Below are 12,292 nucleotides of genomic sequence, written 5' to 3' on the forward strand. Positions count from 1 at the left end.
CTGCATTGCGAATCCGTTGACCAAATCAATTGGAGTCGGTCATGAGTTGTTTGTACTGCTCGTCCGACAAAATACGCCGGGCTGTCACATAACGATTGGCGTAGTAAGATTCGCTCATTTCAGTAATCGTAACGCCTTTGTTCGTAGCCGAGTGGTAGAACTTGCCGCCTCCCACATATACGCCGACATGAGAAATGCCTTTACCGTCGGTGTTGTAGAACACGAGGTCGCCGGGACGGAGCTGATCTGCGGCTACCCATTGGCCGGCTTGGGCTTGGCCTTTGGAGGAATGGGGAAGTTCTATACCGAACTTGTCGAACACCCAAGAAGTATAGCCGGAGCAATCAAAGCCGTTTGTCGTATTGCCTGCCCATTTGTAAGGCGAGCCTAAACCCGCGTTTACCGCTGCACTTAGTGGGGTTTCAGCAAATGCGCTGCCCACGGAAACACTGCAAAACATAGCTAACGAAAGTGCAAAACCTACAAGCTTCTTCTTCAAAAAAAGTTTCCCCTTCCGGTGCCTACGAGGTTAGCTGAAGGGTTCGGTTGAAGGTTCCCTATGATCACTGACGTTGTTTGTCGAGATCAATTCACCCGGTTATGGATCCCCCGTTTTCCTAAACAGAAATTCGGCAAAATTTTCTTTTTTTTGATTCCGGATAAACATATTCGAGAAAAACTGCACTTTTCCTTCTTTTGTAACAAAATTGACACATTCAAGCGGTTTAAATTGAAAATTTTGTTTAATTGAATCGGGGATATAACAACACAAAGACACCGGTCCATGGCGGACCGGTGCTTCTGCGGTCTTATTAGGATATCAGCTACGCTTTCTCCGTCCAAAGCGCATATTGTGTGCTGATGGCCCATACTTTAATAAACATTTGAACCAGCCGATAGGCTTGTAATCCGATCAGGGCCAGAAAGCCGGCCCAGAAAAACGAGGCCGCCATCACCGCGGCGGACACGGCCAAAGCGATTCCTGTTACGGATAAAGAAATCAGCATAATGGCGGGCAGATGGCGAATCACAAACAGCAGGGTGTAAATGGCCGACCTGCCGTCGGTTTTTCCGATCTGAAGGAACAAAAAGACGAGCTGGAGCACAAACCAATAGGCGATGTAGCCGGCCAGCGCCGGCGCCAGCGCTTTCCCGAAGGAAATATATGAAGTCTGATGCCCGTACAGCTCTATTGTATAAGGAACCAGCCAGTAGAGCGGAGAGAGCAGCAGCGCCAGTTGGATGAAGTAGAGGCCGAAGAAGGGAAGAGACAGCTTTCGAATCCCCTCCACGAACCGGTAGCCTGCGTTCATGTCCCGATGTTGAAGCGAGTAATATACCCCCGCATTAAGCAGCGGATGCACCAGCATTCTTAATCCCAGGAGGCAGATGCCCCACCACAGAAACGGCTCCAGCAGGTCCGTCTTCATGATCTGAAAATGACCTTCGATCCAGAACAGCTGCGAAGCTGTGACGGGCAGGTCGCTCCCCGGATAACGATGGAGAAGGGGGAGGACGACGGATTGAATCAGCTTATACAGCGCGACGCCCCAGATGAGATTGTATATAAAGAGGGTAAAGACGGCAAAAGGCTGCTGCCAGGCCAAGGTCCAGCCTGCTTTGATCCGGTTCCACATATTCCTCGCTCACCTCACCATGCGACCCAGCCAAACAAGGTCTCCAAAATTTTCACAACACTTACGTTCCATCGCACCGACAGCTTCTTATCGACTTCCGTTTTCATAAAGCCGTTGATCCGCTTGTTCTCCAGCACGATAGAGTGCTCCGGGTCTATGGCCGCCCACGACAGCGGAGCCGTGTGATTCAGCTTCATGATGACTTCGCTGTCGGCGCCGTTCCATGTTTTATCGAGTTGTGTTCCATCGGCAAATTGAAAACGGACCGGGACATTTTGGTAGGTGCCTCCAAGCTTGCGCAGCTGCACGCTGTTCTCATAGTAGGTTTGGCCATTTTCTGTCACCTGCTGCACTTTGATGCCGGTTACGGCGTAGTCGACCATCATGCCGTTATAAACGTATTGATCAAAAAACGGCTGCCAACTGGTTTTCGTCACATCTTCTACGACTTGTTGAAAATCCGACGTAGTCGGGTGCTTGAATTTCCAGCGCTGGAAATACGTTCGCATGATCTTGTCCATGGTCTCTGCTCCGACCTGACGTTCCATGGCCTTCAGCACCAGCTTGGCGCGGGTATATACATTCTCGGCATAGTGATGGTGTCCGTCATAGCTCCAGGCATTCTTCAGCAGCGCCGCCGGATTGGTGATGTAGCTCGACTCCACGAGCAGATTCGGGCGAACGCCGTATTCCGCTTCCATTAACTTGTCTTCCACATAAGAGGTAAAGCCTTCGTCGAGCCACGCCTCTTCAAATTCATTGCTGGCGACCATGCCGTAAAAAAATTGGTGGCCGATTTCATGCACCACAACCCGTTCCAGCTCCAGACTCGGGTTCTCTTCGGCTGCTCCCCATGCGGTAATCAGCGTAGGGTATTCCATTCCTCCGGCTCCGTTGCCCTCCTCCGGCGGCACGACGATCGACAGCGTGTTGTAAGGATAACTGCCGTACCACTGAGAGTATCGGGCGAGCGCTTTTTTGGCGGCTGTCATATAACGGGCCTTCAGATGCTCATGCTTCGGATCCAGATACAGCTTGATGCGGACGCCGGGCAGATGAGGAGTGGCGTAGGGTTCTTCATGGTATATAAAATGCGGCGAAGCGGCCCAGGCAAAATCATGCACATCGTCGGAGTAAAACGAGTAGGTTTTCGTTTTGCCGTCATCGGAGACGGGTTTGGTCGGGAAGCCGGTGGCCGCTACCTTATAGGCGGAAGGCACCTTGATTCTAACGTCGAATATGCCAAAGTCCGCGTAAAACTCCGAATTCCCGTGATACTGGTGCAAATTCCAGCCCTCATCTGTCCGGCCGCGGGTGCCTTTGGGCTCGTATACGGCGATTTTGGGAAACCACTGGCCGGCCATCACAAAATCGTTCGCATAGCCCATTCTGGCGAAAACCTGCGGCAGCTTCACGGAAAATTGGGTCAGCAGATCTACACTTCCGCCCGGCATGACGGGCTTTGGAAGCGGTACCCTGATCAGGGTGTTGTCGTCCTTGTTGCCGTCATCCGGCTGGACATACTCCATCCGGTCGATCAGCTCCATCTCGGCTCCGTCAAGCGTTCGAATGGAGCTGACCGTCATGCTGCCAAAGCTGTCTTCCTTGCGGACATCGTCCCGCAGCTTCCCGCCGGATTCCTTCATGAACGTCGTTTTCTTGGACTCGAACGCATTGGGATACAAGTGAAAATAAAGCTCCTGCACCGGGCGACTTCCCGGGTTTTTCCAAGTCATCGACGAGGTGCCTTTAATCAGCTTGCCATCGGCATCCAGTTCTACGTTGAGATGATACTCGACGATGCGGTTGGATAATGGCTTCGGCGCCGGTTTCTCTACAGGCTTGACCGGCAAGCTGGGAGGTGCGGGAGGAGGGGCCGCCGGTTCGTTCACTCGTCCGCTAACCGGCTCCGCATGTGCTGTCGGCAAAAAAATGCCCGTAGATGAGCCGTCCGCTTGTCCCCTGGCTTGAGGCCATGCCGGCGCCTCAACGATGGAGTGCCCCGCGGTTGACCTTATGGGCTTCAGGTTGAGCGGATCCACCCCCCCTTCAGCAGGGAACACGGCAGGGTAAGCGGCTTCGGCGGAAAGCTTCCAACCGGCGGAAGGAGTTCCCGACCGGAAGTCGGACGACAGCAGGGCATTCGTCAGCAGTGTGACACCGCAGGCGAAGATTGTAAGTAAGCCCCATGATACAAGGGGGCTGCCGATTCGTTTTTTCATCCATATTCACCCCGTTGACAAGCATCTACAGCATGTATATGTTTGTGGGACGAGGATTATTTCTGCCTTTTTTCCTTTACGGGTTTTTCCCGGGCATTTGCGTTTGGGAACGGAGCGGCTTCGATTTATTTACATGCTTCGGTACTTTGGCTACAATAATAACGAGTAAGATTGAACTATGCGGAACTTTGAATTATAGGATAGGGATGGTGTGCCTTGTGGATATAAATGAAAAGAAAAAACTGCCTTCACTTAATATTGTCAGCAATAAGGAAACGAAGCACCGCGGCTTTGGCCAAGGCTCGATCGACCTGAGCCAATTATCCTGCGTCATTATTGACGAGGGAGAAGCCTATATCGATCAGGGGGCGCTGCATGCCAAGAGCAAAATAGAAAAAGGGATCAAGTTTACCACGAACAAGGATGAGGTTCCCAATGGACGCCCCTGCTGGATCGTTTGGGTGGCAGTGGATTTCAAGGAGGACGGCAAATACTATGCAGGGGTCACTTCCTGCGAGATGACGGTAGATCCGGAGGCGCGCAAAGGCTGGAAAGTGCTCGCCGATCATGTGAACCGGATGGATTATGCGCTAAAGCGCCGCATTATGCTCGATAATCTCGGGGAACGGGAAAAAGCCGCTCTCAAGAAACTGATGATCGAGAACGACCCCGGCATGTGGGAACGCTCCGAAGCGGAACTCAAAGAAGCGCTTGCGTAAAATTTGTACATTATGTGACGGTCATTGAACGGCCTGACATAACGATGTATACTAATGCCTAGTATATGCACCATATACTAGGACAGCAAAAAGGCAGACCTTTGGTCTGCCTTTTTGTGTTGTGTACGCCCAGCAATGGGCGTCATCTCTAGGGTGAGAGTCCCGAACGGGGGCTGGCGAGCGCCTACCGTTAGCCAAGGGCAAGGATGTCCGCCGCGAGGCGGAATCTGAAGGAAGCCGGAGGCAAAAGCACGGGCCAAGGTACACGAACCCAATTTGAGGCAGTGTTAGTCGGATGAGCCTCCACACCAAGGCAAAATCCAAAGCCGCCAAGGGCTGACGCTGTAGACTTGGGTGGTCGCGGGAAAGGAGAGAGGAAACCGATGCGTTCGCGCGAAGAGCACAGACAGCCGAATATCTCGCAAGAGAGCTTCCGGCAAAGAGCAGCGGTGAAGCCGCAAGGGTATGTCGGGGTGCCGAGTCCTTCGCCGGCACAAGTCGCCCCTTCCTCTCGCGAAGACCAGAACGAACTGCTGGAGAGGGTGCTCGAAAAGGATACCTTCGGCTCGCTTACAAACGAGTCGTCCAAAACGGAGGAGCGCCCGGAGTGGACGGAAGAAGGTACGCCGCAAGGCGGTCCCTTAAGTCCGCTCTTGGCCAACATCCTGCTGGATGACCTAGACAAAGAACTAACCAAACGCGGGTTGCGGTTTGTCCGTTATGGGTGCGAACTCGTCTCCGCGAGCTTCGGGCGCTTGGGGCGCCTGAATGGGCAGCTCTCATGATGGCTAATTCCCGCCGGGGTGCTTGAAAAATGTCCCGGAACACAAACAATGCCCTCCCGGCTTCCTACTGGGAAGCAAGAGGGCTGAGAAGTTTAGTTTGCTTTCTCGTTATCTGGAACTTTGTTAACCTTCGGAACCGCCGTATGCGGACCCGCATGTACGGTGGTATGAGAGGACGGGGGTTAGTCGCCCTCTCCTACTCGATTTGCGCAGCTGCCGGCGGCCTTTCAGCACGGAAGATAACGTCCTTTGGTTGATTATTGGTTGACCAAGTCCAATATAAGATTTATACTAAATCTAAATATAAAATAAAGGAATGAACCCCTATGAATAAAATCAATTTGACTGCACAGCGCAAAGCGGTTCTTGAGGCTGTCCAATATGACGATGGACACCCGACGGCCGCGGAGGTGATGGAGAGACTGAGAGAGCAAGGCCAGCAGTTCGCCTATGCTACGGTTTATAACTCCCTCAAGTATTTGACGGATGTAGGGCTGCTTCGCGAGCTTAAATTGGGAGAAGCGGCAAGCCGTTATGATGCAAGAGTGGACGATCACCATCATATTGTTTGCAAACAGTGCGGACGAGTGGACGAGGTACTGAGTCCGACGCCGGACGAATGGATTACGGCGGTGGAGAAAGCGACGAATTACAAAGTCAGCAATTCCCATGTTGTCTTTGAGGGGGTATGCGGTACATGCGCACAGCACAAAGTGTAAATCTGTTCCAAAATTTCGAGATTACGGATCAAAGCCGATTGCGGGAGGAGGATTCTTGGATGCTGGGGAACGTATGCACCCGTACGCAAAGAGTGATTGTCATCAGCCCGTTTCCGAATCGGTTGGGCGAACTGATTGGCAGGCTGGCTTCGGACTGCTTCGATATTCTGGTGTTCCACCGTTACGATCCCTTGATGATGAAGGAGCTTAACGTAAATACCATCATCTATGATTTGACATCGTCTCAAGACGTGGAGCGGGACGCGCAGCACGCCGTTTCTTTATTTTCGCAATCGCTCCGGCAGCCCCGGCTTCTTTTTTTGGTGAACGGGCAGACGGCGGCAGCTGCTTCAGCAGATTCGGCAGCCGAATTTATCAGCTGGCCTGCCGGCGATATCCGGGAAACCGTGCGGCGCATAAGCGAAGCGGTTCCGGAATCCGGGTTCACGCCCGACGTTTCCTCCGGCCGGAGTGTGTTCAAGGATTTGACGGTCGATTCCAGAAAAATGGCGGTTTACCGGGGGCAGGTACGGCTTGATTTGACGAAAACGGAATATGAGCTTCTGCAGCTTTTCCTTCAATCGGAGGGTGCGGTGCTTTCACGGGAAGATATTTTGAATCAGCTATGGGGGAGCTCGTATTTCGGCGGCAGCAACGTGGTTGACGTTCATGTGAAAAGCTTAAGGAAAAAGCTGGGCGACTCGGCTGGAGAAGCCAAGTACATCTCTACGGTAAGAGGTGTGGGGTACCGGTTGGCGGATGAGTGAGCGGCAGATTCGCCTTCATCATTTTTTCATGTAATTTTCATTTGAATATCATGATTTGGCGGTCAGCGCATGTTATGATCATATCAAGATTTAAACCAAGTCTAAATTTAAATATAAGGAGTTGCTTGATATGCATAACAGACTGACTACCAATCAAGGCGCGCCGGTAGGTGATAACCAGAATTCGAGAACAGCCGGACAACGGGGTCCGACACTGCTGGAGGACTACCATTTGCTCGAAAAGCTGGCTCACTTTGACCGCGAACGTATTCCGGAGCGTGTCGTTCATGCCCGCGGCGCAGGTGCTCACGGGGTATTCCGGACGGAGGCCAGCATGAAGGCGTACACGAAGGCTCACTTCCTGCAGGAGGTGGGGCAGGAGACGCCGGTGTTCGTCCGTTTTTCCACGGTTATCCACGGTACAGGCTCACCGGAAACGGCTCGCGACCCGCGTGGATTTGCTGTCAAGTTTTACACAGAGGAAGGCAACTATGATTTGGTAGGGAACCATCTGCCGGTGTTCTTTATCCGCGATGCGATTAAATTCCCGGACATGGTCCATTCCTTAAAGCCCGCCCCGGACACGAACGTTCAAGATCCGGAGAGGTATTGGGATTTTATGACCTTGTCTCCTGAGTCCACACATATGATGACCTGGGTGTTCTCCGACAACGGGACCCCGGCCAACTATCGGCAAATGAACGGCTTTGGCGTTCACGCCTTCAAGTGGGTGAATGCGGAAGGCAAGGTCATTTATGTTAAATATCATTGGAAGTCGCTTCAGGGTGTCGTGAATTTGTCGGCTGACGAGGCGCGCGAAGTGCAGGGCAGAGACTTTAACCACGCTACCCGGGATTTGTTCGATAACATTGAAAAGGGGAATTTCCCGCAGTGGGAGCTCCATGTTCAGATGATGCCGGTTGAGCATTTGGACCGCTTTGCGTTTGACCCGCTGGATGCGACGAAGGTATGGCCGGAGGATATGTACCCTCTGCACAAGGTCGGCACCATGACGTTGAACCGGAATCCGCAAAACTATTTTGCGGAGGTGGAGCAGTCCGCATTCGCTCCGAGCGCGCTGGTTCCCGGGATCGAGCCGTCGGAAGATAAGCTGCTTCAAGGCAGACTGTTCTCTTATCCGGATACCCAGCGGTACCGTCTGGGCGCCAATTATCTGCAAATTCCGGTCAATTGTCCGTACGCTCCGGTAAGAAATCATCAGCGCGACGGCTTCATGAACGTGAAGCAGGATCCGAGCCCGGTTAACTACGAGCCGAACAGCTTCGAGGAAAGTCCGAAGGAGGCTCCGGAGTATGTGGAAAGCCGTTCGCCGCTTTATGGTGTCGCAGGACGTCAGCGCATCGATAAAACGGACGATTTCACACAGGCGGGCGAACTTTACCGCAGCTTCTCCGATCAGGAGCGCGATCATTTGCTCAGCAATCTGGTCAATGATTTGAAGCAAACCAATGAAAAGATTCAACTCCGTGCCGTATGCAACTTCTTCCGCGCGGACCGGGAGTACGGCATGAGACTTGCGCAAGGACTGGGCCTCGACATCAGCGAATTTATGCCGAAAAACTAGCTTGGAAAAAAATAAATCAAAAGAGGGGGAGAAAATAAGTATGCAGCTAACCTTACACGAAACGCTCAACAGACAAATCGCCAATTGGTCCGTCTTGTTCGTTAAGCTTCATAATTATCATTGGTATGTGAAGGGACAGCAATTTTTTACGCTTCATACCAAATTCGAAGAGCTCTATACGGAAGCGGCGGCACATGTGGATGCTCTCGCCGAACGTCTGCTCTCGCTCGGGGGCCTGCCCGTCGCCACAATGAAGGGCTGCCTGGAGCTGGCTTCCGTCGGGGACGCCACGGGCAAAGAGACTGCCGAACAGATGGTCAAATCGATCGTTGACGATTTTGAGACCATGGTCGGTGAGCTGAAAACGGGGATGAAGCTGGCCGAATCGGAAAAAGACGAAACGACCGGCGATCTGCTCCTCGGCATTCATTCCAGTCTTGAGAAGCATGTGTGGATGTTGAATTCGTTTTTGGGCAAATAAGAGACATGATTGGAGGAAGGGGCGCTTGACGCCCCTCTTTTTCAGCTTCGATGATGGTTCTACGTACGCTTTAGTGAGTTGAAGGCTGTCTTGAGAGGCAATCCCCCAAGCGCTTCATGTCGTACTTGCGGCCGGCGTACGCAGCCCGCTTGCTTCCCATTCTGCTCCCGGTGCTAGCTGTTCCACCAACGCTTCAGGTCTTCCCACCACGTGCCGTTTTGTTTTCTTTTCGCCGGTTCGGAATTCTGGTCTCCGTCATTCCGGGCCGGCTGCTGCGTGCAGTATTCCGTTGGCTCCGTGCCTTGAACGAACGCTTCCATCCGTGAATCGGGACAGCTCTCGTTGGCCAGCTTGCCGGTCGCCGGATCGATGTAGACATTCACGACGCCTTCGGGGATCGGGAACAGCTTCGGGGGCACAGACTCCAGCGTCCGTTCCGTGAACTCGGCGAAGATCGGCGCCGCGAGGTGAGATTCGACCGCGCTGATGTTGCGGTCCTTATCATAGCCGACCCATACGGCCGTCGACAGCTCCGGCGTGTAGCCGACAAGCCATGCGTCCGTATTCGTCGTGCCGGTTTTGCCGGCAACGGGGCGCTTCAGCACGCTTGATACACGGCTGCCCGTGCCGCCTTGGTCGAAGACGCCCTCCATCAGCTTGGTCAGCACGTAGGTGTACGCGGGCTCAATGACCGTCTCCTGCTTTGGCGCGGCCTCATAGAGCACGCGTCCGCGCCGGTCTTCAATGCGCAGAATCGCTGTCGGCTCGACGCGAACGCCTTGCCCGGCCAAGATGCCGAAGGCTGAAGCCATTTCGAACGGGCTGACCGGAAAAGTGCCGAGCGCCAAAGACGGCATCGGCTTCATCGGACTTGTGATGCCCATCCGTCTTGCCATCTCAATGACGCGTTCGGGTCCTGTTTCCAACACCGTATGCACTGCAAAAATATTGTCTGATTTGGCAATCGCCGTACGCAAATCAATCCAGTCGAAGTATTTATTGCCAAAATTGCTGGGCGTGTAGGTTTGCCGTCCCTGATCGTAGGTGAATGTCGTCGGTTCGCTGAGATACCGGGTGACCGGTGAAAAATGCTTTTCCTTCAACGCCGTTAAATACACGATCGGCTTGAAAGACGACCCCGGCTGCCGCGTATTCGCGAACACGCGGTTATATTGGTTCTCCCCGTAATTGCGCCCGCCGACCATCGCCTTGACATAACCGTTGCGGGGATCGATCGCGACAAGAGCCGTCTGAATCTCTGGGAAGTCCTTCAGCTGCTCCGTGACGACGTCTTCCGCAATCTTTTGCGCTTTCAGATCCAGGGATGTATAGATGCGAAGTCCGCTTTCCTCGAACTCTTTTTCCTCCATACCGAGCAATTCTGTGCCCAGCCTCCGCACATAGTCGTGAAAATAAGGCGCCGTCACAGGCTTTTTATTTGCCAGCGGCAGGATGTTCAGCTTTTCCCGCGCCGCTTCATCCGCCTGCTTCTGCGTAATATAGCCGGCCTCGACCATGGTTTGCAGCACCGTTTTTTGCCGGTTCATCGCATTTTGCAAATCATAATAGGGGGAATAATAACGCGGGCCCTTCGGTATCCCTGCCAGCAGGGCGCTTTCGGCAAGGGACAGCTCGGATGCGTTCTTGCCGAAAAACAGCTGGGAAGCCGCTTGAATGCCGTATGTAGAGTGCCCGTAATAAATTTGGTTCAAATATTGCTCCAAAATTTGATCCTTGCTCATTTGAAGCTCCATTTGTACGGCATAGTAGGTTTCCTTGATTTTGCGCGTCCATGTTCTCTCATGTGTTAAATACAGGTTCCGCGCCAGCTGTTGGGTAATGGTGCCTGCTCCCTGGACCTTGGACATATGCTGCAGGTTTACCCAGGCGGCCCTGGCTATGCCTTTGGGATCGAAGCCGAAGTGGCCGTAAAAGTTCCGGTCCTCAATCGCCAGCGTCGCTTCAATTACCTTCGGGGACATCTCCTTCAGGGAAATCATCTGGCGGTTTTTGCTCCCGCCGTACGCTTCGATCATGGTGCCGTGCACATCGTACATTTCGGAAGCCATCGCCATTTTCGATACGGGAAGCGACTGCGAACGCATGAACAGTATGAGAACCAGCAAAGCGGCTGCGCTCAACATCAGACAAGTAAAAGAAAATGATATCCACTTCTTCAATCGTTTCCCCAAGCGTTCCAAGGGATCGGTTTCTGCGGCCGTCCGTTTACTCCGCTCTTCGCTCATGTCATTCGCTCCTTTCCCGGGAAAATAAGTTCTATTATCCAGTATGGAAAAACATAGAAAACCCTATTCATGCGAATGTAACAGAAACGTTAAATTTTTTTAAAAATCGTTCGGATTCCCGGCGTTCGTATTTGCATTTTCGGGTAGATCCACTATAATACAATTTGACATGCAAGAGACCGGCTGAAACATACCAAAATAACAGTTGTCCGCCCGTCCTGCGGTTTCTCCATTGGGATGGAAGCCGATGAATATGCGCTTTTGCGAAAGGTGGAATTACATATGGAATTATGGTACACAGAAAAACAAACCGATAACTTCGGCATTACGGCAAAAATCAGCAAGACTCACGTTACGGAGAAAACGGATTTTCAAGATCTTGCGATGATCGAAACGGCCGAATGGGGCACGATGCTCGTGTTGGACGGAATGGTCATGACTACCGTGAAGGACGAGTTCGTTTATCATGAGATGGTGGCGCATCCGGCGCTCAATACGCATCCGAATCCGAAACATGTTCTGGTCGTCGGCGGCGGCGACGGCGGCGTCATCCGCGAAGTGCTGAAGCATCCGGAAGTGGAAAAAGCGGTTCTCGTTGAAATCGACGGCAAAGTCATCGAGTATTCCAAGAAGTATCTGCCTTCGATCGCCGGCGCACTGGACAACCCGCGCGTAGAAGTGATCGTGAACGACGGCTACATGCATATTCACGACCATAAGAACACCTATGATGTGATCATGGTGGACTCCACCGAGCCGGTTGGCCCGGCCGTATCGCTGTTTACACAAGGGTTTTATAAAGGAATTTACGATGCGCTCAAGGAAGACGGTATTTTTGTTGCGCAAACGGACAACCCTTGGTTCAAGGCGGACCTGATCCAAAGCGTCAATCGCGACGTAAAAGAGATTTTCCCGATTGTGCGCGTATACTGTGCCAATATTCCGACTTACCCGAGCGGCCTCTGGACGTTCACAATGGGCAGTAAAAAATATGATCCGCTTGCTGTCGATGAAACGAAGATTCCGGAGATCGATACGAAATATTACACTCCGCGCCTGCATAAAGCGGCCTTCGCGCTCCCGAAGTTTGTGGAAGATTTAACGAAGTAACCGCCAAACCAAGGAGGTCTG

Annotated in this window: 10 protein-coding genes, 1 pseudogene and 1 riboswitch; of the genes and pseudogenes, 7 read left to right on the forward strand and 4 right to left on the reverse strand. The window is 52.6% G+C overall.

Annotated elements, in window-relative coordinates; translation table 11 throughout:
- Nucleotides 1-25 precede the first annotated feature (25 nt).
- From NR121_RS08485 to NR121_RS08495, 3 genes are all read right to left on the reverse strand, one after another.
- Nucleotides 26-499 carry a C40 family peptidase gene (locus NR121_RS08485; RefSeq protein WP_054817035.1) on the reverse strand — a complete coding sequence of 158 codons (474 nt, stop codon included), beginning with the start codon at nucleotides 497-499 and terminating at the stop codon, nucleotides 26-28.
- 4 nt (nucleotides 500-503) lie between these two features.
- Nucleotides 504-645: riboswitch (cyclic di-AMP (ydaO/yuaA leader) on the reverse strand.
- 179 nt (nucleotides 646-824) lie between these two features.
- Complete coding sequence (locus NR121_RS08490) at nucleotides 825-1,637, reverse strand: hypothetical protein (RefSeq protein WP_256831071.1); 813 nt, start codon at nucleotides 1,635-1,637, stop codon at nucleotides 825-827.
- A 14-nt stretch (nucleotides 1,638-1,651) separates the two neighbouring features.
- Nucleotides 1,652-3,859, reverse strand: a complete 2,208-nt coding sequence (locus tag NR121_RS08495; RefSeq protein WP_074728918.1) for a M1 family metallopeptidase — start codon at nucleotides 3,857-3,859, stop codon at nucleotides 1,652-1,654.
- A gap of 206 nt (nucleotides 3,860-4,065) precedes the next feature.
- On the opposite strand from NR121_RS08495, the gene NR121_RS08500 reads away from it, so the two are divergent.
- The 6 genes and pseudogenes from NR121_RS08500 to NR121_RS08525 all read left to right on the forward strand — a co-directional run bounded on the left by NR121_RS08500 (nucleotide 4,066) and on the right by NR121_RS08525 (nucleotide 8,915).
- Nucleotides 4,066-4,578 carry a YwhD family protein gene (locus NR121_RS08500; RefSeq protein ID WP_062410301.1) on the forward strand — a complete coding sequence of 171 codons (513 nt, stop codon included), beginning with the start codon at nucleotides 4,066-4,068 and terminating at the stop codon, nucleotides 4,576-4,578.
- A gap of 611 nt (nucleotides 4,579-5,189) precedes the next feature.
- Nucleotides 5,190-5,490, forward strand: a pseudogene (locus tag NR121_RS25475) (hypothetical protein); the annotation flags it as partial.
- 199 nt (nucleotides 5,491-5,689) lie between these two features.
- Nucleotides 5,690-6,082: a Fur family transcriptional regulator gene (locus NR121_RS08510; protein ID WP_054817039.1), complete on the forward strand. Its 393-nt coding sequence runs from the start codon at nucleotides 5,690-5,692 to the stop codon at nucleotides 6,080-6,082.
- Nucleotides 6,061-6,849 carry a winged helix-turn-helix domain-containing protein gene (locus tag NR121_RS08515; protein ID WP_054817040.1) on the forward strand — a complete coding sequence of 263 codons (789 nt, stop codon included), beginning with the start codon at nucleotides 6,061-6,063 and terminating at the stop codon, nucleotides 6,847-6,849. Before NR121_RS08510 ends, NR121_RS08515 begins: the two co-directional genes overlap by 22 nt.
- 130 nt (nucleotides 6,850-6,979) lie before the next feature.
- Nucleotides 6,980-8,434: a catalase gene (locus NR121_RS08520; protein ID WP_054817041.1), complete on the forward strand. Its 1,455-nt coding sequence runs from the start codon at nucleotides 6,980-6,982 to the stop codon at nucleotides 8,432-8,434.
- Nucleotides 8,435-8,474: 40 nt separating this feature from the next.
- Nucleotides 8,475-8,915: a Dps family protein gene (locus tag NR121_RS08525; protein WP_062410303.1), complete on the forward strand. Its 441-nt coding sequence runs from the start codon at nucleotides 8,475-8,477 to the stop codon at nucleotides 8,913-8,915.
- Between the two features lie 173 nt (nucleotides 8,916-9,088).
- Here the strand turns inward: NR121_RS08525 and NR121_RS08530 are convergent, their stop codons facing one another.
- Nucleotides 9,089-11,161, reverse strand: a complete 2,073-nt coding sequence (locus NR121_RS08530; protein ID WP_062410304.1) for a transglycosylase domain-containing protein — start codon at nucleotides 11,159-11,161, stop codon at nucleotides 9,089-9,091.
- Between the two features lie 282 nt (nucleotides 11,162-11,443).
- Between NR121_RS08530 and speE the strand changes: the two genes are divergently transcribed.
- Complete coding sequence (speE, locus tag NR121_RS08535; RefSeq protein ID WP_062410305.1) at nucleotides 11,444-12,271, forward strand: polyamine aminopropyltransferase; 828 nt, start codon at nucleotides 11,444-11,446, stop codon at nucleotides 12,269-12,271.
- The last annotated feature ends 21 nt before the right edge of the window (nucleotides 12,272-12,292 follow it).

Origin of the sequence: Paenibacillus sp. Pae15 (assembly GCF_024519685.1) — a bacterium.
In the GTDB taxonomy this organism is placed as follows: Bacteria; Bacillota; Bacilli; order Paenibacillales; family NBRC-103111; genus Paenibacillus_G; species Paenibacillus_G naphthalenovorans.

What these genes read in the sequence shown, in the direction of transcription:
- NR121_RS08510 (WP_054817039.1), top strand. Translation starts at nt 5,690, where the DNA reads ATGAATAAAATCAATTTGACTGCACAGCGCAAAGCGGTTCTTGAGGCT.
- speE (WP_062410305.1), top strand. Translation starts at nt 11,444, where the DNA reads ATGGAATTATGGTACACAGAAAAACAAACCGATAACTTCGGCATTACG.
- NR121_RS08515 (WP_054817040.1), top strand. Translation starts at nt 6,061, where the DNA reads ATGCGCACAGCACAAAGTGTAAATCTGTTCCAAAATTTCGAGATTACG.
- NR121_RS08495 (WP_074728918.1), bottom strand. Translation starts at nt 3,859, where the DNA reads ATGAAAAAACGAATCGGCAGCCCCCTTGTATCATGGGGCTTACTTACA.
- NR121_RS08490 (WP_256831071.1), bottom strand. Translation starts at nt 1,637, where the DNA reads ATGTGGAACCGGATCAAAGCAGGCTGGACCTTGGCCTGGCAGCAGCCT.
- NR121_RS08530 (WP_062410304.1), bottom strand. Translation starts at nt 11,161, where the DNA reads ATGAGCGAAGAGCGGAGTAAACGGACGGCCGCAGAAACCGATCCCTTG.
- NR121_RS08520 (WP_054817041.1), top strand. Translation starts at nt 6,980, where the DNA reads ATGCATAACAGACTGACTACCAATCAAGGCGCGCCGGTAGGTGATAAC.
- NR121_RS08525 (WP_062410303.1), top strand. Translation starts at nt 8,475, where the DNA reads ATGCAGCTAACCTTACACGAAACGCTCAACAGACAAATCGCCAATTGG.
- NR121_RS08500 (WP_062410301.1), top strand. Translation starts at nt 4,066, where the DNA reads ATGGTGTGCCTTGTGGATATAAATGAAAAGAAAAAACTGCCTTCACTT.